At 65.8% G+C, this 24,621-nt stretch carries 21 protein-coding genes; 10 read left to right on the top strand and 11 right to left on the bottom strand.

What is annotated here, in order from left to right:
* Positions 1-50 precede the first annotated feature (50 nt).
* The 8 genes from QM615_RS00635 to QM615_RS00600 form a co-directional block, all read right to left on the bottom strand.
* Positions 51-719, bottom strand: coding sequence for an urease accessory protein UreD (locus tag QM615_RS00635; protein ID WP_149405742.1), 669 nt, complete (start codon positions 717-719; stop codon positions 51-53).
* Between the two features lie 6 nt (positions 720-725).
* A complete protein-coding gene (ureG, locus tag QM615_RS00630) occupies positions 726-1,430 on the bottom strand; it encodes an urease accessory protein UreG (RefSeq protein ID WP_149405741.1) in 705 nt (234 codons plus the stop codon).
* A gap of 39 nt (positions 1,431-1,469) precedes the next feature.
* Positions 1,470-2,126: an urease accessory protein UreF gene (locus QM615_RS00625; protein WP_149405740.1), complete on the bottom strand. Its 657-nt coding sequence runs from the start codon at positions 2,124-2,126 to the stop codon at positions 1,470-1,472.
* Positions 2,126-3,847, bottom strand: a complete 1,722-nt coding sequence (locus QM615_RS00620; RefSeq protein ID WP_149405739.1) for an urease subunit alpha — start codon at positions 3,845-3,847, stop codon at positions 2,126-2,128. Before QM615_RS00620 ends, QM615_RS00625 begins: the two co-directional genes overlap by 1 nt.
* Positions 3,847-4,479 (bottom strand): urease subunit gamma, encoded by a 633-nt coding sequence (locus QM615_RS00615; protein WP_149405738.1) that lies wholly within the window; start codon positions 4,477-4,479, stop codon positions 3,847-3,849. Before QM615_RS00615 ends, QM615_RS00620 begins: the two co-directional genes overlap by 1 nt.
* Positions 4,480-4,564: 85 nt before the next feature.
* The gene (locus tag QM615_RS00610) at positions 4,565-5,845 is read right to left on the bottom strand and encodes a DUF6986 family protein (RefSeq protein WP_149405737.1); all 1,281 of its coding nucleotides are present in this window, start codon (positions 5,843-5,845) and stop codon (positions 4,565-4,567) included.
* Positions 5,846-5,850: 5 nt separating this feature from the next.
* On the bottom strand, positions 5,851-6,267 hold the full coding sequence (locus QM615_RS00605) for a PaaI family thioesterase (protein ID WP_255183164.1): 417 nt from the start codon (positions 6,265-6,267) through the stop codon (positions 5,851-5,853).
* 267 nt (positions 6,268-6,534) lie between these two features.
* A complete protein-coding gene (locus QM615_RS00600; RefSeq protein WP_149405735.1) occupies positions 6,535-7,296 on the bottom strand; it encodes a hypothetical protein in 762 nt (253 codons plus the stop codon).
* A gap of 181 nt (positions 7,297-7,477) precedes the next feature.
* Here QM615_RS00600 and QM615_RS00595 point away from each other — a divergent pair, with 181 nt between their 5' ends.
* The 3 genes from QM615_RS00595 to QM615_RS00585 all read left to right on the top strand — a co-directional run bounded on the left by QM615_RS00595 (position 7,478) and on the right by QM615_RS00585 (position 10,916).
* Positions 7,478-8,953, top strand: coding sequence for a FecCD family ABC transporter permease (locus tag QM615_RS00595; RefSeq protein WP_149405734.1), 1,476 nt, complete (start codon positions 7,478-7,480; stop codon positions 8,951-8,953).
* 83 nt (positions 8,954-9,036) lie between these two features.
* Positions 9,037-10,050 (top strand): FecCD family ABC transporter permease, encoded by a 1,014-nt coding sequence (locus QM615_RS00590; protein WP_231893713.1) that lies wholly within the window; start codon positions 9,037-9,039, stop codon positions 10,048-10,050.
* Complete coding sequence (locus QM615_RS00585; protein ID WP_149405733.1) at positions 10,047-10,916, top strand: ABC transporter ATP-binding protein; 870 nt, start codon at positions 10,047-10,049, stop codon at positions 10,914-10,916. Before QM615_RS00590 ends, QM615_RS00585 begins: the two co-directional genes overlap by 4 nt.
* 9 nt (positions 10,917-10,925) lie before the next feature.
* On the opposite strand, the gene QM615_RS00580 is transcribed toward QM615_RS00585, so the two are convergent.
* Both QM615_RS00580 and QM615_RS00575 read right to left on the bottom strand, forming a co-directional pair.
* Positions 10,926-13,493 carry a bifunctional lysylphosphatidylglycerol flippase/synthetase MprF gene (locus QM615_RS00580; RefSeq protein WP_410482234.1) on the bottom strand — a complete coding sequence of 856 codons (2,568 nt, stop codon included), beginning with the start codon at positions 13,491-13,493 and terminating at the stop codon, positions 10,926-10,928.
* 68 nt (positions 13,494-13,561) lie between these two features.
* Positions 13,562-14,863, bottom strand: coding sequence for an alpha/beta hydrolase (locus QM615_RS00575; RefSeq protein WP_149406006.1), 1,302 nt, complete (start codon positions 14,861-14,863; stop codon positions 13,562-13,564).
* A 200-nt stretch (positions 14,864-15,063) separates the two neighbouring features.
* Between QM615_RS00575 and QM615_RS00570 the strand changes: the two genes are divergently transcribed.
* The 4 genes from QM615_RS00570 (at position 15,064) to gnd (ending at position 20,067) form a co-directional block, all read left to right on the top strand.
* Positions 15,064-15,480 (top strand): BlaI/MecI/CopY family transcriptional regulator, encoded by a 417-nt coding sequence (locus QM615_RS00570; RefSeq protein ID WP_094641733.1) that lies wholly within the window; start codon positions 15,064-15,066, stop codon positions 15,478-15,480.
* Between the two features lie 23 nt (positions 15,481-15,503).
* Complete coding sequence (locus QM615_RS00565) at positions 15,504-16,460, top strand: M56 family metallopeptidase (protein ID WP_094641731.1); 957 nt, start codon at positions 15,504-15,506, stop codon at positions 16,458-16,460.
* A gap of 277 nt (positions 16,461-16,737) precedes the next feature.
* Positions 16,738-18,450 carry a DEAD/DEAH box helicase gene (locus QM615_RS00560; protein ID WP_410482229.1) on the top strand — a complete coding sequence of 571 codons (1,713 nt, stop codon included), beginning with the start codon at positions 16,738-16,740 and terminating at the stop codon, positions 18,448-18,450.
* A 165-nt stretch (positions 18,451-18,615) separates the two neighbouring features.
* A complete protein-coding gene (gene gnd / locus QM615_RS00555; protein WP_094615060.1) occupies positions 18,616-20,067 on the top strand; it encodes an NADP-dependent phosphogluconate dehydrogenase in 1,452 nt (483 codons plus the stop codon).
* A 70-nt stretch (positions 20,068-20,137) separates the two neighbouring features.
* On the opposite strand, the gene QM615_RS00550 is transcribed toward gnd, so the two are convergent.
* Positions 20,138-20,608 carry a DUF4262 domain-containing protein gene (locus tag QM615_RS00550; protein WP_149405731.1) on the bottom strand — a complete coding sequence of 157 codons (471 nt, stop codon included), beginning with the start codon at positions 20,606-20,608 and terminating at the stop codon, positions 20,138-20,140.
* A gap of 64 nt (positions 20,609-20,672) precedes the next feature.
* On the opposite strand from QM615_RS00550, the gene QM615_RS00545 reads away from it, so the two are divergent.
* Genes QM615_RS00545 through QM615_RS00535 form a run of 3 tightly spaced genes read left to right on the top strand, consistent with a single transcriptional unit; the run spans position 20,673 to position 24,402 of the window.
* Complete coding sequence (locus QM615_RS00545) at positions 20,673-22,058, top strand: DEAD/DEAH box helicase (RefSeq protein ID WP_262498326.1); 1,386 nt, start codon at positions 20,673-20,675, stop codon at positions 22,056-22,058.
* Positions 22,055-22,954, top strand: coding sequence for a DMT family transporter (locus tag QM615_RS00540; RefSeq protein WP_094671513.1), 900 nt, complete (start codon positions 22,055-22,057; stop codon positions 22,952-22,954). The genes QM615_RS00545 and QM615_RS00540 overlap by 4 nt, the downstream gene beginning before the upstream one ends.
* A gap of 11 nt (positions 22,955-22,965) precedes the next feature.
* Positions 22,966-24,402: a GuaB1 family IMP dehydrogenase-related protein gene (locus tag QM615_RS00535; protein WP_149405730.1), complete on the top strand. Its 1,437-nt coding sequence runs from the start codon at positions 22,966-22,968 to the stop codon at positions 24,400-24,402.
* Positions 24,403-24,621: the final 219 nt, after the last annotated feature.

The raw sequence follows: 24,621 nt of genomic DNA, 5'->3' as shown, positions 1-24,621 counted from the left end.
CCGACGACATACCGTCGGCCCGTGCGTCGTTCGTTTGTCGGGGCTCTGTCTCAGCCGAGCGAATCGACGGGCTGTAGACGACGCCCCACCGACGTACTCAGCGAACCGCCTCCGGCCAGCGACAGCCGGACGCTCCCGTCGGCGAGATCGACCTCGGACGCCCGGGTATCGGGATACCTCAGCGTGCTGGACATCGACAGCGGTGCCGACAATGCGTCGTACGCAACCGATCCCGCGCCCAGTTCCACTCGATGACGCAGCAGCGGGCTGCCTCCGACGTCGCATCGCATCGCACTGCTCCACTGTCCCGACGCTTCCTCGAAGCGGCCGATCTGCGTTCGCTCTCGCAACCACAACGTCGAATCCTGTTCCAGCACAACGGTGTTGATCACCGAGTGCGAGGCGTCGGAGACGACGACCATCGGTTCCGGGTCGAAGACCAGCGACGCACCTGCACCGACCTCGAAGTGCCACTGCGCGGAGGAGTGACGATGCAGCCCACCGGGCATCGCCAACGAGGCTGCGACGCTACGCACCTCCAGGTGCGCGCCGGCCGCCACCGAGATTCTGACCACGATGGTGTCGCCGCCGAGAGGAGTTGCCGCCGTTCCGATCAGGTGAACCGTGTCCGGTCCGGTCTGTCGGCCGGCGAGTCCGCCCACCGAGGTGATGCGTGGGCTGCGGCTGCGGCTCGCGTCGATGCAGAGCTCTGTGTGCATCGACGCTCAGTGTGTGTGGGCGTGCGCGTCGGCGTCGGCGATCACCTTCAGCTGCTCCCGCACCCACTCGAGCACCATGGTCGCCGCCGGATCGTCGGTGAGGGAGATCAGCGCAGTCGGGCGCCCCTCGCGTACCTGAGCCGCGTCCCGTTCCATGACACCGAGATCAGCTCCGACGTACGGAGCGAGGTCGGTCTTGTTGACGACCAACAGGTCGGAGAAAGTCACACCGGGACCGCCCTTACGCGGCACCTTGTCTCCCCCGGCAACGTCGACGACGAATATCTGCACGTCGATCAGACCGGACGAGAACGTCGCCGTCAGATTGTCGCCACCGGATTCCACGAGAATCAGATCCAGGGGCGGGTTGTTGTCGATCAGATCGTCGATGGCGTCGAGATTGGCCGTGATGTCGTCTCGGATCGCGGTGTGTGGGCATCCACCGGTCTGGACCGCCGTGATGCGCTCGTCGGGTAACACGGCGTGCCGACGCAGGAAGTCCGCATCCTCGGTGGTGTAGATGTCGTTGGTGAGTACAGCGAGCGAAAGTTCGTCGCGCAGTTCGCGGCACAGTGCAGCAACCAACGCCGTCTTCCCGGAACCGACGGGTCCACCGATGCCGACGCGCAGCGCGTCACCTGCCACCCGTGCGCGCTTGGGCCGATCCAAACCGTGGTCGTGGGGCTCACCGTCGATCAGGTGCGGGGGCATGTCGAACTCCTTGTCGCTAGAGAAAAAATGGATCCGTACTCAGGATACGAACAACGGCCGATCGCGGACGGCGTGGGCTTCGGCGAACATGTCCAGCAACGGATCCGACAACTCCATCAGCTCGGGCAGGCACTCGCACACCGCCGCGGTCACGTCGTCGCAGAAGTCGCCCAACCGGATGGTGCACGCCGCGACCTCGGCCGGATCGAGCGCGAGCAGACGCTGGGCGGCAATCGCCGACCCGGTCATGGTGATGTACACCTGCACGGCGGCCGTGTCGGTAACCGACAGGCCCGCCGCGAGTCCGACGTGTCCGGCGGCAACGGCCAGATGCGGCTTGCGGCCGATGGCCGCCCAATCATGATGCGGCCAAGCAGATTTGGCCAGCCGAAGCAGTCCGCGGCCCTGAGCACGGGAAGCGGACCTCGCGGCCGGGGACGGTGTTCGTGCGTCGGATTCGGCATCTGCCTCGTCCGTGCTCGACGACCCGTACACCAGCGATGCGGCAATGGACGCCGTTGTGGCCCCGGAGGTTCGGATGCGTCGTCGTAGAAAGGCCTCGAGCGTCGTGATGTCTCGAACGAAGCCCGAGGCGATAGCTTCCTCCACTCCGCCGGAGTGCACGTGGCCACCAGTGGGCAGGCGGGAATCGGCAAGCGAGAGAAGCGTCGTCACCTGCAATCGGGAATCGGGCATCAGAAGAGGAAGTATCGCTGGGCCATCGGCAGTTCGGTTGCCGGCTGCTCCGTCCACACGTCCCCGTCGATACGAACGGTGAACGTGTCGGGATCCACCCGAATATCGGGCAGCGCATCGTTGAGTGCCATGTCGGACTTTCTGACACCGCGCACGTTCTTGACCGGAACCAACCGACGATCACAGTTCAGACGTCCGGCAAGTCCGTCCTCGATCGCCTGCGGGGCAACGAAATGCAGCGACGTCGCAGCAGCAGCCTTCGGCGATGCCCCGAACATCGGACGCGGTAGTTCGGGTTGCGGGGTCGGGATGGACGCGTTGGCATCGCCCATGGCAGCCCAGGCGATCATTCCGCCCTTGATGACCATGTGGGGACGGACGCCGAAGAACGCCGGATCCCACAGCACCAGGTCGGCGAGTTTGCCCGGCTCGATCGAACCGATCTCGTCGTCGAGGCCATGTGCGACAGCCGGGCAGATGGTGTATTTCGCGACGTAGCGCATCACTCGGTTGTTGTCGGCTCCGTTGTCGCCGGCCAGGAAGCCGCGACGAGACTTCATCACGTGGGCCGTCTGCCAGGTGCGCAGAACCACCTCACCTATGCGGCCCATCGCCTGAGCGTCGCTGCCGATCATCGAGATCGCACCCATGTCGTGCAACAGGTCCTCGGCTGCGATCGTCGACGGCCGGATTCGACTCTCGGCGAAGGCCAGATCCTCCGGAATCGATGGACTGAGGTGGTGGCACACCATCAGCATGTCGAGATGTTCGTCCAGGGTGTTGACGGTGTGGGGCCGCGTCGGGTTGGTCGAGCTGGGGAGGACGTATGGCTGCGCCGCCACGGTGATGATGTCGGGTGCGTGCCCGCCGCCCGCACCCTCGGTGTGATAAGCGTGAATTCCGCGTCCCCTGATCGCATCGAGGGTGGTCTCGACGAATCCGGCCTCGTTGAGTGTGTCCGAGTGCAGTGCTGCCTGAACGCCTGCGTCCTCGCACACTCGCAGGCACGCGTCGATCGCGGCCGGGGTCGATCCCCAGTCCTCGTGCAGTTTGAAACCCGATGCGCCGGCGCGCAATTGCTCCCACATCGAGTCCGGATTGACCGTGTTGCCCTTGCCGAGGAGCACGATGTTCATCGACCAGTCGTCCAGCGACTCGAGCATCCGAGACAGGTGCCATGCGCCCGGGGTGACGGTGGTGGCCTTGCTCCCTTCGGCGGGACCGGTACCGCCTGCGATCACCGTGGTGATGCCACCACCGAGAGCCTCCTCCTTGATCTGCGGGCAGATCAGATGGACGTGGCAGTCGATACCGCCTGCGGTGACGATCTTCCCGTTGCCCGCGACGATCTCGGTGGACGGGCCGATGACGAGATCGGGATGCACCCCGGTCATGGTGTCGGGATTGCCTGCCTTGCCCAGCGCCACGATGCGTCCGTCGCGAATACCGAGATCGGCCTTGATGATTCCCCAGTAGTCGACGACGACAACCCCGGTGATGACAGTATCGGGAGCGCCATCGGCGCGGGTGGCTCGGGACTGACCCATCGATTCACGGATCACCTTGCCACCGCCGAACACGGCCTCCTCACCGGCGTTGCCGGGGCCACCACTGCGGTCCTCGGTGACCTCGATCAGAAGATCGGTGTCTGCCAAGCGAATTCGATCACCCGTGGTGGGACCGAACAACTGGGCGTATCGACTGCGACTCATACGCGCCATCAGCTGTCCAACTTTCCGGGAGGTGTCATGCTCAATCCGTGTACCTCGCGCGTGCCACCGAGGGGCACGAGCCGAATCGTCTGTTCGATGCCGGGTTCGAAACGCACCGCCGTGCCCGCGGGGATGTCGAGGCGACACCCGTGCGCCCGCTCGCGGTCGAACTGCAGGGCTGCGTTCGACTGCGGGAAATGCACGTGGCTACCCACCTGTACCGGTCGATCTCCCGCGTTGACGACGGCCATCGAGATCACCTCGGCTCCTTCGTTGATCTCGATGTCGCCTGCGACGGTGATGATCTCGCCCGGAATCAGGTGACCGTCACCGCGCTTCGGCGAGATCGGCTCGTGCACCGTGATCAGTTTCGTGCCGTCCGGGAAGGTCGCTTCGACCATCACCTCGGGGAGCAACTCGGGCACACCGTCGATGACGTCGTCGGCCCCGAGAATCTCACGACCCGAGGACATCAGGTCTGCGACCGACCGGCCGTCGCGGGCACCCTCGAGGAGATGATCGGTGATGACCGCGATCGCCTCGGGGTGATTGAGTTTGAGGCCGCGTGCCTGGCGACGCCGAGCGAGCTCGGCCGCGTAGCTGACGAGCAGTCGGTCCTGCTCGTGCGGAGACAACCGCATTGGAGTTCTCCGTCCCGATCGGTGATGGTGCCCGGCAATTCTGACACGCTTACGACCCGCCGGCAGCGGAGCGCGCCGACACACCTCATCCGAGCGGCACGGTCACCGATCGATCGAGCAGTCCCCGCAGCACATTTCGGTCGATGCCGGCAGCCACGTTCTGCAACTCGGCGATGCCGAACGCGCCCGAATCCAGGCCCCGCACCAGAACGCCTGCCAACGCCTGCGCTGTCGCCGGCTCGTCCATCACCTCACCACCCTGGCGGTCGAGGTAGCTGCCCAGCCGAGCAGCAGCGACCGGCATGGCCTGACGGAAGAAGCCGAATGTCGCCGCCCATCGCGTCACCAGGTGGCCGGGATGCATGTCCCAGCCCTGATAGAAGCCGCGTTCGAGGGATCTGGTCACCAGCTCGAAATGTCGACGCGCGGACGCGGCCACCTGCGCGGAATCGCCCGTCGGCACCACCTGAGTCGAACCGTCGCACACCCATACCCCGGTCTGCGCCGCTGCCGCCAGCATGACGTTCTTCGCATGGTCCGCGACCGGATGGGCCAGTGACTGTTGTGCAGAGGTGATTCCGCAGGCGGCGCTGTAGTCGTAGGTACCGTAGTGCAGGGCGGTGCAGCGGCCGTCCGCCCTGGTGATCGCCCTCGCGAGGGTCGCCGTTCCGTCGGCCCCGATCACCGCCTGCGGGCTCTCGATCTGCAGCTCGAAGCGAAGGGCGCGATCGGGGAGGCCATGCGCACGTTCGAGTTCCTCGCACAAGGCGACCACAGCGGCTACCTGCGAGGCGGCACGGAGCTTGGGTACGGTGAACACGAAGCCGTCGGGTACTCCCCCGGCTCCGTCCAGGACCAGCTCCAGGGTTCGAATTCCACGCCGACGCTCATGTGCGGCAAGCCCTTTGGCACGGATCCCGAGCCACGTAGGTCCGGCCGGATCTTCGGCCAAAGTGGACAGTGCTGCCCCGACTGCGGTCGCGTGGCGGTCCTCGACGGCGTCGGATCGCCATCCGTAACCGTCCTCGAAATCGAATCTGAGGTCCTGGATGGGCGCACTTCCGAGCCGGTCGCGTACGAGAGGTAAGGCGTTCTGGGTGTCGAGTCCGGCGAACGCCTCGGGGTGGGCGTCCAGGATTGCCAGAGCGGCAGCACCCCATTCGGCGGGCACAGCCGCCGACGCATCCGAGGCCGATACGTAGACGGTGTGAGAGGGCTGGCCACCGACTCGGTCACCCGGATAATGCTGCGCGAGTTCGTCGTCGATGGGACCGAACAGTGATTCGAGGCGATCGAAGGCGTCGGCAGTCAGTGAAGTTGCGCCCGGCCGGATGGAAGAGTCGGCGCTGTCGCTGTGTCCCGTCATGGGCATTACTGTCCCAGATGCGCCGTGTTTTCGATATTCGCCAGCCGGACCTTGCCCTGAGCAACCAGGCGTCCACTCTCGTCCGTCATGTCGACCTGCCAGAGCTGCTGGGTACGGCCCCGATGAATCGGATGTCCGTGCGCGGCCAGGGTTCCCGATCGAGTCGCGCGCAGGAAGTCGGTGTTGTTGTTGGTTCCGACCACGTGCCCCCGGGAGCCGAACCAGGCCGATCCACCGATACTCGCCACCGACTCGACCACCGAGCACAAAACCCCACCGTGCATGATTCCGGCCGGCTGATGGAGTTGCGGAGTGACGGTCCATTCCGCGCGCACCTCGTCGCCGGATACCTCGAGGTACCGCAGGCCCACGACCCCGTCGAATCCCCGTGCACACAATTCGGTGAGCTGTTCCGGCGTCATGGTGTCGAAGGAGGTCTCCCCCGTGGTGCCGTTCGAGTCCGTCATAGCTGCGCCTTCCGGTTGCGTCGAGAGGGTGGCCGACTCGGCAGTCGACTCCCGTTCAGAGATACACGACGATCGACCCACAAAAATCGGTGGGCCTCTCGTTCACGAAGAACGAGAGGCCCACCGTGGCAAGGACCGGGAGTCACTGCAGCCCTCAGGACTCCGGCGCGGTCCGTTGGTACGAAGTCAGCATAGGCAAACCTTATTTGTGACGCAAGGCCTTCAGGATGCCCGCAGTCTCGCGCGGCCAGGAACCCCGACGCGTGACCGCACGGGCGCCCCGGCGGCGACCATGGCGTCGAGCAGCATCTGACCCCGGCGCGCACCTGCCGATGCGCTCGCCCCAGCCAGAATCGGTACATACGTCGAGGCCCCCAGGATGGCGTCGCCGACCAGAGCCCAGAAGACACGCGCATCCAGCGGTGCGCGGTCGGCGATCGCGCGGAACACCGCGCCGAGCGACGTGGTGCATCGATGTGCAGTCCAGACCAGCAGAGCCTGTTCGCACGGAAGTGTGACCGTGCCGGGCTCACCCGCGGCGGGATCCTCGGGTAGCACGCGCAGGATCGGCGATGTCACTCCCGCCCAATCGATCCCGCCGTCACTGTCCATGTGGATCCACAGATTGTCGATGCCCGGATCCCAGGCTCGTGCCTCCAACACCAGCAGCGCGGCCACGCGCCCGACGACGGCATGAATCAGAGCCGTAGCGACCTGCACTGCCGCAGCTTCGGGAACATCGAGATCCTCGAGCGATCGTCGGTACATCTGCTCGACGCGACCGTCGTCGAGACCCACCGCCAACTGCCACCAACGGCGCTTGCCCTCGTTCGCCATCGCTGCCACCGCGTACATCCGCGGGTAATCGGGGTTGAGTGCACGCAGGGTCGCACACGAGTCGGCCAACAGCGCCGCCCCGCCGGATCGACTCGAGAATCGATGCACATCGGCCCAACCCGTATACGACGCTGCTGCAACTGACACCTGATCGCTCCTCAGTTTCCCGGCGGGTGCACGCGTCGCACCCCTACCCACTTAATGTAGGTTAGCCTAACCAGATCGTAAAGCGGTCAGGCACCGCTACCCTTACCTCACCTCACGCGCCGAGGAAGGGTTCCGTAACCTAAACCGTGTCCCTTCGAAACAGCGAGGAGTCACGAGCACTGTGACAACAGCTCCGCTACTCGGCCCCCACGGCGCACGCCGGTCTTCCGACGAGCCGTACGGGACCGAGGACGTGCCCACCGGGCCGCCGCCGCGTAGCTCTCTCCTCGCTGCAGCCGCGATCGACGCACTGATCGTGCTGATCCCCCTGTTCGTCGGCTGGTCGATCGTCGACGCGCTTCGTGACGACAACGGTGGCGGCCAGGCGGACCGATTCGTGTTCGGCACCATCGCGGTGTGCGTCGCGGTGGCTCTGTTCGTCTGGAACCGCGGATACCGCGAAGGCAGCGAAGGCCAGAGCACCGGCAAGCGCTGGCTGGGGCTCACGCTGCGAGACACCTCGACCCATGGCCCCCTCGGCGCACGCCGGGCTCTGCGTCGTCAGTTCGGGATCGACACGTCGTCGTCGGAAGTGGTCCGCGACAAAACCGCGGCAGCAGACGGATTCGAGCCCATTCCCAAGGACGGCTCGGTCGCCGCGATCCGAAAGCGCAGGTTGCTCGGCCTGGCAGTCCTGGTCGTCGCGCTCGTGGCCGGCATCCTCGCCAGTATCGCCATCGGCGCGCGGCCACTGACGTTCGCCGAAATAGCCCATGCGCTGCTGAATTCGACGGGCACTGACACCGACATCATCGTGCGCACGTTGCGGATCCCACGCACGGTGCTCGCACTGGTCGTCGGCATCGCACTCGGCATCGCAGGCGCTCTCATCCAGGGGCACACCCGTAACCCGCTGGCAGACGCCAGCCTGCTCGGCCTCAATTCCGGGGCGGCGTTCTTCGTCGTCATGGCCATCTATCTGTTTCGGTTCACCTCGCCGAGTCAGTACCTGTGGTTCGCGTTCGCCGGTTCGGCGGTGGCGAGCATCGTCGTCTTCGGACTGTCGTCGATCGGGTCGGGCAGATCGAGTCCGGTCAATCTCGCCCTGGCCGGAGCAGGCGTCGCATTCTTTCTCTCGGCGATGACCAACGCCGTCGTGTTGCTCGATCAGACCAGCTTGGACGGCTACCGCTTCTGGGTGGTCGGATCCGTTGCCGGACGCGGCCTCGACGTACTGTGGCAGGTCCTGCCGTTCCTGGTGATCGGCGTCCTCATCGCACTGGCGAGCACCCCCGGCCTGAACGTCATGAGCCTCGGCGAGGACGTCGCACGATCCCTCGGGACCAACATCGCGATCACCCGAACCGTCGGCATCCTCGCCATCACGCTGCTCACCGGTGCAGCCACCGCAGCATGCGGGCCCATCGCGTTCGTCGGCCTCGTCGTCCCGCACATCGCCCGCGCGGTGACCGGACCCGACTACCGCTGGCTCGTCCCGTATGCAGGCCTCATGGGCGGAGTGATGCTCATGATCGCCGACGTCATCGGCCGAGTCGTGGTGCGCCCGGGCGAGCTTCAGGTGGGCATCGTTCTGGCACTGATCGGAGCGCCGTTCTTCATCGCTCTCGTCCGACGCCGGAAGTTGGTCGGCCTGTGACCGCCGACCTGCAGTCCCCCACACCGACGCCCGGCCACGGCGGCGTTCGCACCCGGCCGGCGTTCCGCCTCGGTCCGATCTCGATGGTCCGACGGCCACTGATGGTACTGACGACCGTCCTACTGGCTGCGGCGCTGGTGCTGGTCATGTGTGTGAACATCGGCCGAGGCGACTTCCCGCTGTCGATCGTGCAGGTCCTCGACGTGCTGCTCGGCGGCGGTTCGAGGATCGAACGATTCATCGTGATGGACCTGCGGCTGCCCCGATCACTGACCGGGCTCCTGGTCGGGGCCGCCCTCGGTATATCCGGCGCGATCACGCAGTCGATCTCCCGCAACGCCCTCGCCAGCCCCGACATACTGGGCATCACGGCCGGTTCCAGTGCCGCGGCCGTCGCGTTGATCGTGCTCGGCGGTGGCAGCAGCTTCAGCGGGCTGCTCGCCACCCTCGGCCTTCCTCTGGCGGCCTTGATCGGCGGGCTGCTCACCGCCATCGCGATCTACACCCTCGCCTGGCGCAAGGGCGTCGACGGCTTCCGGCTCATTCTGGTCGGCATCGCCGTCAACGCCATGCTCACCGCGGTGATCGGCTGGCTGCTGATCAGCGCCGACATCAACGACGTCTCCCGCGCTCAGGTCTGGCTCAACGGGTCACTCAACGGAGCGGACTGGTCCGCGGTCTGGCCGGTCGCCATCGCGGTCGTCCTCGTCGGTGGCGGCACAGTCGTCGCGACGTTCACTCTGGGTGCCCTGCGACTCGGCGACGACAACGCACGATCGCTCGGTGTCCGTCTGCAACACAGTCAGGCCATGATGCTGCTCGCGGCCGTCGCACTCGCCGCGATCGCCACCGCCGCCGCGGGACCCATCGGATTCGTGGCGCTCGCCGCTCCCCAAATAGCGCTGAGGGTGCTGCGAACGCCCGGCCCGCCGATCATCGCGTCGGCACTTCTCGGTGGATTGCTGGTCGTGGCAAGCGATCTGATCGCGCGCACGATTCTACCGGTGGAACTCCCGGTCGGCATCGTCACCTCGGCCCTCGGTGGACCGTTCCTGCTCTACCTACTCGTTCGCAGTAACCGAAAGGCCTCCGTATGACCACCAGCCACACCTCGCGTCTGATCGCGAACGATCTGAGCCTCGGGTACGGCGACCGCACCATCGTCGAACACCTCGATCTCGAGATTCACACCGGTGTCATCACCACGGTCATCGGACCCAACGGCTGCGGAAAGTCGACGCTGCTGCGTTCGCTCGGCCGCCTGCTCAAGCCCAAGGCCGGCAGCGTGATGCTCGACGGTCGGGCGATCTCGTCGATGAAGACCAAAGAGGTGGCCCGCACCCTCGGGATGCTGCCTCAGGCGCCCACTGCTCCCGAAGGACTGACCGTCGCAGATCTGGTGTCACGCGGTCGTCACCCCCACCAATCGTGGATCCGGCAGTGGAGCTCGGACGACGAGGCAGAGGTCGCGAACGCACTCGAACTGACCGGAATCAGCGACCTCGCCGACAGACCCGTCGACGAATTGTCCGGTGGCCAACGGCAACGCGCCTGGATCTCGATGGCACTGGCCCAGGGCACCGATATCCTGCTGCTCGACGAGCCGACCACCTATCTCGATCTGGCGCACTCCATCGAGGTCCTGGATCTCGTCGACCGCCTGCACGACGAACTCGGCCGCACCATCGTCATGGTCCTGCACGATCTGAACCTGGCAATCAGGTACAGCGACCGGTTGATCGTGATGAAGCAGGGCCGGATCGTCACCTCGGGCAGGCCACAGGACGTCATCTCCGAGCAGCTGCTGCTCGACGTGTTCGGCCTCGAAGCCGCAGTGATAGACGATCCGATGTCCGATCGTCCGCTCATCGTTCCGATCGGCACCCGCCACGTGTACGGGTCGGTCGGTGGACCTGTCCGGGCCGAGAGTCACGCCGCCGCAATCGCATCGACCGAGCGGTAGCGCGGGGTCTCACCGCTCGATCATCGTGCGTACCAGCTTGACGCCCTGGCCGATCGACACGTCGGGCAGATACGCCCGGCCGATCGCATTTCCGATGCTGGGCAGTGCGGCCGGATCCGCGAAGGTCATGTGCATCGGTTCGTAGCGAGGCTGGAACTTCGACTTGAACGCCAGTAGGGAACGGAATCCGTAGACGGGTTCGAGGGTGCGTCCGAGGACGTCGAGCAATCGCTCGAGCAGCCCCGACAGCGTGGACTGCTCGGCACTGGAGACGTGTTCGGGTTGCTTCTCGTCGACCTTGGCCAGGGGTGCGCCCGAGAGGCTGAGGAATCGGGCACCTTCCTGTTCGAGCAGCAGGGCCGCCGATGCGATGAGGAATTCCATCGTGGGCCGAAAGCCCTCTGACCGGCGTCTCATGAAGTCGAGCGTCCATCCGACGATGACGCCGTCCTCGTACACCGGCATCCACGAGGTCACGCCGTGCACGGTCCGGTTCTCGTCGACGGCGATCAGGCACCGCACGTTCTCGTCGTCGACCTCCTCGAGACCGCCGAGGGTGAAGCCCATCTCGGGCATACCCTTGTCCGCGACCCATTCCTCCGAGATCGCAGTGATCTGGTCCGTGATCGCCAGCGGGGCAGAAGGAAAGCGGATCCACTCGGCGACGACGCCGGCTTTCTTCGCTCTGTTCAGCGCAGTCCGCACGTCCTGGAATCGCTTGCCGGTGAACGCAATGCCGTCGAGGTCCAGAACCGTTTCCTCACCGACCTGGATTCCTCCCCAACCGAGGGAGTCGGTGATGCGGCGGACGTCGGGAGTGACGGAGTAGAAGCACGGGATCCACCCGTTCTCGGACGCGAACTCGGCGAACTCGACGACGTTGTCCCGCAGGGACTCTCGCGGACCGACGGGATCCCCGGTGGTCAGTGCCACGCCGGAGATGACCCGGTAGGCGACGTAGCTGCGACCGTCGGAACCGAACCAGTACTTGTTGCCGCGCCAGGTCGTCATCCACGACAGAGCGGATCCGCTGCTCGACATCAGCAATCCGCGCGCCCGTTCGGCGGCGTCGGTCTCGGTGCCGTACACCGGGGTGAGGAAAGTACTCGCAGCGAGCACGCAGACCACCACCCAGAACACCACCCCGGTCCACTCGAAGAGCAGGGTCGTCGGCGTGCTCTGCGGGAGCAGGGCAGGTTCGAGCCATTGCAGGTAGACCGGGGGAACCAATCGTTGCGGGAAGTCCACCAGCAGTCCGCCGAAGGACGGCGAATCGGCGAAGCCACCGCGGGCCAGATACCCACCGATCGAATAGATCAGGCCGAGTCCTACCGCCACCCCGACCACCGAGGCCGCCCATCGACGGTAGGTACCCGAAGGTGCCGACACGTCGAAGAACTTGCGCGTGACGATCAGCACGAGCAACACGATCAGGGGCAGCAGAAACGGTACCGCAGTGCGGTACGCCGTCGGCGATTCCAAGCCGTAGAACAGGGACTGGTCGTCACCGGACTCGAGGAAGCGAATCGCGAAGTTGGCCACCGACAGTGCGAGCAGAATTCCCTGCGAGACCACCGCCATGGCCCACGCGAAACGCCTGCCTCGACGCAGGCCGTCACTGATCACCAGCAGGAACAACGACGGCATGATGCTCAGGATCGTCGGACCGACCCCCCCGAGTCTGAGATCGAGCAGACCACGACGGCATTCGACCGGGTCGGTGGTCGCGTCGGCGCAGATTTCGCGCACCTCCGCCGCCGTGTACGGAACCCCCCGCACCACATCACGAAGTACCGCGAACGGCCCGACAGCGTTGGGGCTCAGGGCCGCCAGTACCGGGCCGAGGGCGCTCGCAGCGACGATCAGCGCAACCAGCACCCGGCCTTCGCGTCGGGTACCCGCCAATCGAGGGCCACGTGCCGATCGGCCGACGATCCATGGGCCCACGATCAAGCCGATCACCGCCGCGGCGAGCCGAACGACGTCCTGCAGGTGTCCACCGAACAATGCCAACGTCACCAGCAAGGCCAGCACGCCGACGCGGATTCGCCTGCGCCACAACGTATCCATTCGCGAGGTCGCGACCAGGACCACACCGAAGATCCAGGTCGTCGGGCCCACAGCGGTTCCGACGTGCAACCGGAATCCCCAGTCCGCGTCGAAGGTCTTGGCCAGAACCGCGAGACCGAGGCCGAACAACGAACCGGCCACCTGCGTCACGAACGCAGCGACGGCGAAGCGACGGGATCCGATACGGCGCTCGATCGGTGCGGCGGCCAGCAGCACTCCGACCGTGGCCACCACACAACCGGCGATGTTGGGCGCCGCCAGACCCGAGGTGAGCGGGGTCCACAGGTGCCAGTGCTCGAACGGCATGATGCCCACGGCGAAGTACTTGTCCATCTCGCCGCGGTTGTCCACGACCGCGGCGACGATGCCCATCACCCAGACGACGGCGAGCAAAGTGAAACTGACCGGTGCTCCCACGGCACCGAACACGATGAGCGCCCACACCCGCCGAAGCTGGCGCATCACTGCAGACGCACCGGACCTCAGGGATTCGGTGCGCGCGGACATCCACGACGGTTCGGCGGGTGTGGATACTTCGGCGTCCGCCGCGGACGGTCGTTCCGGATCGGTCACGTTCACGAAATCAACCCTGTTCTCGTTGCCAACCATGGAAGCTCACGTCGGAGGCCTTCCGACCACACCGCGAAGCTGTGTCCGCCCGGTACTTCCACGTACTGCACGTCCATTCCGGCGGCCTTCGCCGCGTCGTACATCTCCTGTTGGCCCGGTTTGTAGTCGTTGTCGTCGGACCCCACGACGAAAATACCGGCGGAGTCGGGGTACTGACGTGATTTCAGCAGGTCTAGTGGGTTGATGGCGGTGAACGCCGCGGAGTTTCCTCCGAAGGCCTGCTGCACCGTGCGGTCTCGATCGCCGAGAGTCGGCTCGCGCTGGCCGGAGAGGTCGAGGAACGTGGGATAGACATCGGGGTGATTGGTCGCCATCTGAATCGAGCACGTACCGCCGTAGGACAATCCGCCGATCGCCCAGTGTGCGCGATTGCGGTCCACCTGCAGCGCCGAGTCGATCCAGTCGGGAACGTCGCGGGAGAGATACGTGTCCACGTTGCCCAGCGGCGAGTCGACACAGAGCGGATTCGCCATCGACGACCCGGTTCCGTCCGCGATGACGACAACCGGCGCGAGACCGGCATGATCGCGAGCGAAATCGTCCATCGTCTCGGCGAGTTTTCCGCCGTTGAGCCAGTCCTCGGGTGCTCCCGGCTGGCCGGCGAGCAGCACGAGAACCGGAAGGAGCGGGCGAGGATCGGCGAAGTATGCGGGCGGCAGGTAGATCTCCGCATCTCGTGCGGTGAAGTTCGACGCGGTGGCCGGAATGGATGCCGAGGTGATCTTTCCGGCGGTCGCCAGATCTGCCGGTGCTGTCCACACCGACTCCAGAGGCGTGCCCGTAACGGTCTGTTCCACCGCAGTGGGCACATCCGAGAATTGAATGCGCGCCGCCGACTCGGCGCCGAGAGCGTTGCCCACGGTGGGATACGCGTCGAACTCAAGGTTGACGTGCAGGGCCGACGCCGCCACCACGAACACCATCGCCAGCACCGACGCCAGCGTGCCCAGTACCCCTCGGGCGTTCACCGCCCTGGGAATCACCGCGAACAGCGCAGCGAGGCCCACTCCGATCCACACATAGATCGAGGTCTCTATCGGATCAGGGAACGGTCGCCACACCTTCTCGACCACCACGTAGCCGATCGCCGTGACGACGATCGCTGCCGTGACGACGATCGGCACTGCACGTGTGGCGTATCGCCGCGACCTCGAGACGAGCAGCCACAGACCGCCGAGGGCACCGAGAACGGACACGATCACCGGTACCGGACCATCGATCAACGACAGGGAATCGAACCACTCCACGCTATCGTCTCCGCTCACTTCTCGAACGTCGGGCCGAAAGGCGGCACGATCACAGCACAGATTATTCGCCCCGGGAGTCCCGCGGTCGAGACCCGCCGATTCGTCGCGACTGTGACTATGACCGATCCCACACCAGTTGAACGGTCGGTACTACCACGAGTAGTACGCATCCACGTCGGAGTAGCCGTAGACTCGGACGAATGGCTGGTCTTGGTGAACTAGAGCGCGCAGTGATGGACCATCTGTGGGAGTCGTCCGATCCCCAGACCGTTCGACAGGTCCACGAGGCACTTGCGACGCATCGCGAACTCGCGTACACGACGGTGATGACGGTGCTGCAGCGGCTGGCCAAGAAGAAGTTGGTCGTCCAGCAACGCGACGACAGAGCGCACCGCTACGCACCGTTGCACGGTCGCGACGAGCTGGTCGCAAGCCTTATGGTCGATGCGCTGTCGCAGGCACCGGCGTCGGGTGGACGCGCAGCGGCACTCGTGCACTTCGTCGGTCAGGTGGGGGCCGACGAAGCCGACGCCCTCCGTGAGGCGCTTGCCGCGTTGGAAGTGGCACAATCGACATCGAAGTCCCCTTCGGCTGGAGATCGCCGTCCGACGGACTGACGCTCGCGGCAGTAGGTGAGGACATGAACTCGACGACTGCGCTGGTATTCGCAGTACTCGCGCTGATCCTGGCTGGGCCGGTTCCGGCAGTGCTCGCTCGCGCGAGCTGGCCGTACCGGTCACCGCGCGCCGCTTTGGTTCTCTGGCAGGCAATTGCTCTCGCTGCGGTGCTCTCGGCTTTCAGCTCCGGCCTCGCGATCGGCGGACTGCTGCTCGTCCCCGGACCTGACGGTCGTCCCACGACGGCACCGACCGACGAGATCGACGCGCTCGGTCTGCCCCTGTGGACTCTCTACGTCGTCGTGCTCGCCATCACGCTCGGCATCGGTGCCAAGCTCATGTTCTCCGTCGTTCGGGTAGCGGTCAGAACCCGTCGCCGACGTTCCAGGCATCGCGTGCTCGTCGATCTGCTGGATCGAACCGACTTGGGAGAGAACCCTTTTCGCGGCCTTCGCGACGCAGACATCCGGGTACTCGACGCGGCCGAACCGATCGCGTACTGCCTACCCGGTCTGCGTCAGCGGGTGGTCCTGAGTCGGGGAACGTTGGCCAGCCTGTCCGAGGCCGAGGTCACTGCGATCCTCAGCCACGAGCGGTCACATCTACGCGCCCGCCACGATCTGGTTCTCGAAGCGTTCACCGCCGTCAACGAAGCCTTCCCGCGGATCGTCCGTAGCAAGTCGGCGCTCGGCAGCGTGCAGCTGCTGGTCGAGCTGCTCGCAGACGACTCGGCGGTCAAGGTCACCGGACCCACTCCGTTGGCCAGGGCACTGGTCACGTGCGCCGGGTCCACCGCACCGCGTGGCGCGATGGCCGCCGGAGGGCCGCACACCCTCATCCGTGTGCAGCGCTTGAGCGGCCCGGGCAGCGATGTGCGCATCGCCGCGGCGGCCTACGCGGCGGCCGTGGTGATCCTGGTTCTTCCGACGATCTACGTCGCCATGCCGTGGCTGGAGGAGCTGAGCAAGCTCATCGGGTGAGCTCGCACGCGATCGGGGTCGCACAGGTCACATCGACTCGAGTCGAACAATTGGCGGTACGTCCCGTACAGTAGAGACCGGTCGCCATCGCGACCTAGCAATCGAAATGGCACAAACAGCCCCACTTTATGCAGTTCTCATCTGCATTCTGATGGCCAGGTGACAGTGCCCTGGCTCGTATCAATGTGTTCTGGCTGTTTTTCGTGTTTCCCGGTTCTTCGGGTGCTCTCAGCTTCGGGCTTATTGGCGTGCCCGTAATCCGGAGAGGCTTTACTGCGTGACCCACGCTGTTTCCAACACACCCGTTTCCACCATGTCCGACACCACGGCAGTCCCGACGCCCGTAGCGGCACCGGCCTTCACCTTCGCCGATCTCGGACTGCCCGAGGCTGTCGTCGCCGCATTGGCGCGCAACTCGATCACCGTGCCCTCCCCCATCCAGGAGAAGGCGCTTCCCGACGCGATCGCCGGTAAGAACGTCCTCGGTCGTGCGCAGACCGGCTCGGGTAAGACCCTGGCCTTCGGCCTGCCGATCCTGCAGCGCCTGTCGCTGCACACCGATCGCCCGGCCGCCAAGCGCCCGCGTTCGCTCGTGCTGGTCCCCACCCGAGAGCTCGCCTTCCAGGTCGTCGAATCCCTCGCTCCCTACGCCAACGCTCAGGGCCTGCGAGTCATGCCAGCCGTCGGCGGTACCCCGTTCAACAAGCAGGTCGAGCAGCTCCGACGCGGAGTCGATGTCCTCGTCGCCACTCCCGGCCGCCTCGCCGATCACCTCCGCCAGGGCACCTGCATCCTGGACTCCATCGAGATCACCGCCCTCGACGAGGCCGATCAGATGGCCGACATGGGCTTCCTGCCCGAGGTGCGTGCAGTCCTCGCCGACACCCCGGCAGACGGACAGCGCATGCTGTTCTCTGCCACCCTCGACCGTGAGGTTCAGTCACTGGTACGCCAGTTCCTGCCCGATCACGTCGAGCACTCCACCCAGGACGGCAAAGCCAGTGTCCGGACCATGGATCACTACGTCCTCATGGTCGACCGGGGTCAGAAGGATCTCGTTCTCTCCGAGATCGGTGCTCGCGAAGGCGGTCGCACCATCATGTTCGCGCGTACCAAGCTGGGCTGCGACGGGATCACCGATCGCCTCCGTGCGCTCGGTATCGCCGCGGAGTCGCTGCACGGCGGCAAGGCTCAGAACCAGCGCACCCGCGTTCTCGAGCGCTTCAAGAACGGCCGCACCCCCGTCCTCGTCGCTACCGACGTTGCTGCTCGCGGAATCCACGTAGACGGTATCGACCTGGTCGTCCACGTCGATCCGCCCGCAGACCACAAGGACTACCTGCACCGCGCAGGACGCACGGCACGCGCAGGCGAGAAGGGCACCGTCGTCGCGATCGTGCTCCCCAACCAGCGTCGTCAGGTTCTGCGTCTGACCGGTATGGCCGGCGTCAAGGCCACTGCCGTCAACGTCTCGCCCGGTTCGGCCGAGCTGAACAGCATCACCGGGGCGAAGAAGCCGACCGGTGAGCCCCTGCGCGCCGAGTCCGCTCCTCGTGACCGGAACAGCCGTCCCGGCTACCAGGGCTCCAACCCCCGCAGCAGCGGCGGATACCAGGGCTCCAACCCCCGCAGTGGCGGCGGATACCAGGGCTCGAACCCCCGCAGCAGCGAGGGCTACCAGGGTGACCGTCCCCGCACCGGCTACCAGGGTTCGAACCCGCGCAGCAGCGAGGGCTACCAGGGGTCCAACCCGCGCAGCAGCGGCGGATACCAGGGCTCCAACCCCCGCAGCAGCGAGGGCTACCAGGGCGACCGCCCGCGTCGCTCCGAGGGTCGCGGCTACGAGGGTCGTGGATCCGACAACCGTGGCTCCGACAACCGTCGTCCCGCGTCCGGCCCCCGCCAGGACGAGCACCGCTCCGGAGGCTTCCGCAGCCGCACGGAACGCCGTTCGTACGACGGTTTCGACGGTCCGGCTCGCAGCCACTGATCGGTTCGTAACCGTGCGGTCGTAACTCGACCGGAGCATATTTCGACGACATGAGGTGTCGCATTCTTCGCGAATGCGGCACCTTTTGTCGTTGTCTACGGCCAGGTTTGAGTTCTCCTGGGGGGTTGGCTCGCGCGACGCCGCTCGGCAGGGAAAGCTGTCTGTATGACCTCAGCAGCAGAACCGACAGAACTGGCTCAGATCGGAGTCACCGGACTCGCCGTCATGGGCTCCAACATCGCCCGCAACTTCGCCCATCACGGCCACACCGTCGCATTGCACAACCGCAGTGTCGCCAAGACCGATGCCCTGATCGCCGAGCACGGCACCGAGGGCAACTTCGTTCGCACCGAAACCATCGAGGAGTTCGTCGCCGCTCTCGCGAAGCCGCGCCGAGTGCTCATCATGGTCAAGGCAGGCGACCCGACCGACGCTGTGATCGAGGAGCTCGCAGGCGCGATGGAGGAGGGCGACATCATCATCGACGGTGGTAATGCCCTCTACACCGACACCATTCGTCGCGAGGCGGCCATGAAGGAGCGCGGACTGCTCTTCGTCGGTGCCGGCATCTCCGGCGGCGAAGAAGGCGCGCTCAACGGACCGTCGATCATGCCGGGTGGTCCGGCCGAGTCCTACAAGGCCCTGGGTCCGCTACTGGAATCGATCGCAGCTCAGGTCGACGGCACGCCGTGCTGCACCCACATCGGACCCGACGGCTCCGGACACTTCGTCAAGATGGTCCACAACGGCATCGAATACGCCGATATGCAACTCATCGGTGAGGCGTACAACCTGTTCCGCGACGCTCTCGGCTACACGCCTGCTCAGGTAGCGGACGTGTTCACCGAATGGAACAACGGTGATCTGGAGAGCTACCTCGTCGAGATCACCGCCGAGGTTCTTCGACAGGTCGACGCCAAGACCGGTCAGCCTCTCGTCGACGTGATCGTCGATGCTGCCGAACAGAAGGGCACCGGTCGCTGGACGGTCAAGGCGGCCCTGGACCTCGGGGTTCCTGTCACCGGTATCGCCGAGGCGGTGTTCGCTCGGGCTCTGTCGGGGTCACGCGCTCAGCGCAAGGCAGCCGTCGGACTCGCCTCGGGAACACTGGCCGACAAGCCGACCGACGCGGAGCAGTTCACACACGACATCAGTCGGGCTCTGTACGCGTCGAAGATCGTCGCCTACGCACAGGGCTTCGACCAGATCGCCGCGGGCAGTGCCGAATACGACTGGAATCTGCATCCCGGTGACCTCGCCACGATCTGGCGCGGTGGCTGCATCATTCGCGCGCGGTTCCTCGACCGCATCAAGGACGCGTACGACGACAACGCCGAACTGCCGAGCTTGATCCTGGCCCCGTACTTCCGTGATGCCATCGAGAACGCCATCGACAGCTGGCGTCGGGTCGTCATCACAGCGGCCTCGTTGGGTATTCCGGTCCCCGCGTTCGCGTCCTCGCTCTCCTACTACGACGCGTTGCGGGCAGAGCGTCTACCTGCCGCTCTGACACAGGGACAGCGAGATTTCTTCGGGGCGCACACCTACGAGCGAACCGACTCGGAAGGAAAGTTCCACACTCTGTGGAGCGGCGATCGTTCCGAGATCGAAGCCTGACCGACGACCGCCCGCCGGTGGCGCTGCGTGCTTCACGCAGCGCCACCGGTGGTACGTACCGAGAACAAGGTCAGACGGGCACCGGCCCGAGTATCGGTTGGACCACCGTCGACGGGATGCCCTCCCACGGCAGTGCACCTTCCAGGTCCTTCCACACCGCCTGCACCGCACTGAAGCACCCTTGGCCGTACACGTCGGATGCGGTGTACAGAATATCCGCACAGTCCGGTACGTCGATGGTGAACAGATCGAATCCGGCTGCAGTGCAACCGATTCCGGACTCGAGCTCCAGCATTCCCGAGACCACCGATGCGCCGAGCGAATTGAGAATTCTCGAGGACTCGTGCGGCCCGCGCCCCGTCAGGACGATCTCCGGGCTGCCGAAATTCGTGAGACCGACCGTGTAGCAGAACGCCGGATGGATACCGTCGGGATCGACTTCCGATTCGACGTACTGCAGGGCCCAGCCACACCTGTCGATGGTGCGTATCACGCCCTCGATGTACTCGTCGACGCTGTGGCCCTGACACATCTTGCACATAGCTCCCCCACACTCTGCGTGCGATCGCCCCCTCGGCAATCACGGTGTCGAACGCCGATCGAACATGCGTTCTGCCCCGAGTATTGCGCGGGGCACCGACAAGAAGATTCCGACGCACGGCCGACGCAGCGGTATGGTCACAGCCATGCCGGGTCAATCCGTTCGATCGTTCGCAGAACTGGGACTGCCCGTGGTTCTCGTGCACTCGCTCAGGAAAGCGGGTGTCTCCGAGCCGTTTCCGATCCAGTCCGCCGCCCTGCCAGATGCGCTCGCGGGTCGCGATGTGCTGGGCCGTGCTCCGACCGGATCCGGCAAGACTCTCGCGTTCGGGCTTCCGCTGCTCGTGCGGCTTGCCGGCCGACGCAGCGAGCCCGGTGCACCGCGTGGACTCGTGCTGGCTCCCACTCGCGAACTCGCGCTCCAGATCCAGGAAGTGCTCGACGTCCACGGTGCGACGTTCGGCTTGCGCAGCGTCGGCGTGGTCGGCGGCGTTCCGCTCGAGCGCAATGTCAGAGAGATCCAGCGCGGAATCGACATCGTGGTGGCCACCCCCGGTCGCCTCAACGATCTCCTCGAGCGTCGTTCGATCACGTTGAATCGAGTGGAGGTCACCGTGATAGACGAGGCAGATCGCATGGTGGACATGGGATTTCTGCCCCAGGTCGATTCGCTTCTCGCTGCGACACCGACCGGCGGCCAGCGGCTGCTGTTCTCGGCGACCCTGGACGGAGACGTCGACCGCCTGGTCGAGAAGTTCCTCAGCGATCCGGCCGAACATTCCACCGCGGAGTCGGTGAGCGAACCGGACATCGCGCATTACGTGTTCAGGGTCGATGCCGGCCGCAAGACAGAAGTAGCTGCCGCACTTGCCAACAGGGACGGGCGCACGTTGCTGTTCGTCCGCACCACTCACGCGGTCGACCGGCTCACCGACGACTGTCGCCGGCTGGGCGTACCGGTATCGTCGTTGCACGGCAACAAGACTCAGGCGCACCGCACACGTTCGCTGGCCGCTTTCGGCGACGGCGCATCGACCGCGCTGATCGCGACCGATGTCGCGGCACGTGGGGTTCACGTCGACGACGTCAGCCTCGTGGTCCACGTGGACCCACCACTGGATTCCAAGGACTACGTGCATCGCGCAGGTCGCACTGCCCGCGCCGGCTCCAGCGGAACCGTCGTGACGTTGGCTACGGCCGAACAGGTGGATCACGTGTGCGCGATGGCGGGCGATGCCGGTGTCTCGGCAACGGTGGTCGACACCGAGAGCGATCCCACCTCGTGGCGTCGATTGACCGGGGCGCGTACACCCATCGGCAGGCCGCTCCCGGCCGAAGCGGTCGAACCACCGGCACAACGTGGCTCGCGGCGCGGTGCTGCGCCCGTCCGACACGAGCGAGGCGGGCGGGCCGGGGGCAGGCGGGGCGGCAACAGAGGACGACGCGGGTGACCGCGTCGTGGTTGTCGATCGCGCTCGCCCTGGTTTCGGCATTCCTGTTCGCCTGTGCGTCGGTGGCACAGCAGAGCGCCGCGGCGTCGGTCCCCGAGGGAACGTCACTGCTCTCGGCTCTGATCCGAAGCCCCAGATGGTGGGTGGGCGTACTCGGCGACGGGGGCGGCTACGCCGTTCAGATCGCTGCACTGTGGGTCGGTTCGGTCCTGGTCGTGCAGCCGTTGCTCGTCACCGCCCTGCTGTTCGCACTCCCGATGTCGGCGAAATTGGCGGGCCGGGTTCTCCCTGCTTCGACGTGGGTGCTCGCATTCCTGCTTGCCGCCGCCCTCGCGGTGTTCATCGTGGTCGGCGACCCCAGCGAAGGTGACACCGACGCCCCTCTGTCCGACTGGATCGTTCCTCTGATCGTCGCCGCGGTCGTGATCGGCGGCGCAGCAGTGGGAGGTCTGCTCCTGACCGCCCCCGGTGTGCGGGCCCTGTTGCTCGGAGCCGCAGGAGGGTTGCTGTTCGGTCTGGCCGCGGCTCTGACGAAGTTGGTCACCGACCTCGTGGAGAACGAGAGGTTCGGCGCGTTGACGGCCTGGCAGACCTACGCCCTCGTCGGATCGGGAGTTCTCGGCTTCTACCTCCAACAACGCGCGTTTCAAGTCGGTCCGCTGTCCGCGTCCATGCCTGCCGTCACGATCGGCGAGCCCCTCGGCGCTGCGTTCATCGGCATCACGGTCCTGGACGAGCGAATCAGAACCGACGGGGCTTCCCTCGCCGTCATCGCCGTAGCGGTGTCCGTCATGATCGCCGCGACGATTCGACTGTCGCAGACCCAGGCGTCGACTCGCATCGAAAGGGAGACGGTGGACGGGGCGTCGACCCCGCCGATCGCGCCCGACCGGTAGTCTCGATCAACGTGCAGTTCCTCGATGGTCACCGACCGCCCTACGATCTCACCTACGACGATGTCTTTCTCGTCCCCAACCGGACCGACGTCACGTCGCGGTTCGATGTCGACCTGAGTACGGTCGACGGTTCGGGCACCACGATTCCGATCGTCGTGTCGAACATGACCGCGGTGTCGGGACGGCGAATGGCCGAAACCGTCGCGCGTCGCGGAGCGATCGCCGTGATCCCACAGGATCTCCCCACCGAGGCCGTCGCCGAGACCGTCGCATTCGTCAAGAGTCGTGACCTGATCGCGGACACACCGGTGGTCCTCGGCCCCAATGCATCCGTGTCCGACGCCTTGGCGCTGATGCACAAGCGTGCACACGGGTCGGTCGTGATCGTCGAACACGGCAAGCCGATCGGAGTCGTGGCCGAGGGTGCCTGCGCCGACGTCGACCGATTCGCGCGGCTCAGTTCCGTGGCGTCGGCCGATTTCGTGCGAGCCCCTCGCCACGCGTCGCCCAAGGAAGTTTTCGAGCTGATGGAGGCGGCACACGCCCACCTCGCCGTCGTCGTCGAGAACGACGGCTCCCTGGCAGGTGTGGTCACCAGGACCGGCGCGATCAGAACCGGCATCTACGCGCCTGCAGTCGACGCGTCGGGACGCCTCCGTATCGCTGCCGCGGTCGGTATCAACGGCAACGTGGCCGATAAGGCGACCGCACTGGTCGAGGCCGGGGCCGATGTGCTCGTGATGGACACCGCTCACGGACATCAGCAGAAGATGCTCGAAGCCCTCGCTGCCGTGCGCTCCCTCGATCTCGGCGTTCCCCTGGCGGCAGGCAACGTGGTCTCCGCCCAGGGCACGCGCGATCTGGTGCAGGCCGGTGCGGACATCGTCAAGGTCGGTGTCGGGCCGGGAGCGATGTGCACGACACGCATGATGACCGGCGTCGGACGCCCCCAGTTCTCGGCTGTCGCCGATTGCTCCGCTGCGGCGGCCGAACTCGGGGCGTCGGTGTGGGCCGACGGCGGTGTGCGCCATCCTCGTGACGTGGCACTCGCACTGGCTGCCGGTGCCGCCAACGTCATGATCGGCTCGTGGTTCGCCGGCACCTACGAGTCGCCCGGCGACCTGCGAGTGGACGCATCGGGCAATCGGTACAAGGAGAGCTTCGGCATGGCGTCCAAGCGAGCCGTCGCCGCCCGTACCGCTACCGACGGGGCATTCGACCGGGCTCGCAAGGCCTTGTTCGAGGAGGGCATTTCCAGTTCGCGGATGCGCCTCGATCCCGATCGGCCGGGTGTCGAGGATCTGATCGATCACATCTGTGCCGGAGTTCGCAGTACCTGTACCTATGCCGGAGCCCGTTCGCTTCCGGAGTTGGCCGAACGAGCGGTTCTGGGGGTCCAGTCCGCCGCCGGATTCGCCGAGGGTCGGCCCCTGCCCTCCGGGTGGTGACGGTCGGGCACGGTTAGACTCACCCACAGCAAACACAGTAGTTCGCGCTCGCCACTCGTCGGACATTCGAGCTTTCGATTCTCGACAGGTGGCCGAACGGTCGGCTCCTCACGGAGTGGGACCACAGCGCGAACCGGACAGAAGGGAATCAGGTGCCCGAGGCACCCACTATCTCGGTTGCCGTCGCGGCAACTGCGGAACAACACGACGACGGTTCCA

This window comes from Rhodococcus sp. IEGM 1341, from assembly GCF_030056895.1.
Classification (GTDB): Bacteria; Actinomycetota; Actinomycetes; order Mycobacteriales; family Mycobacteriaceae; genus Rhodococcoides.
This window is presented reverse-complemented; position numbering and strand designations above follow the sequence as displayed.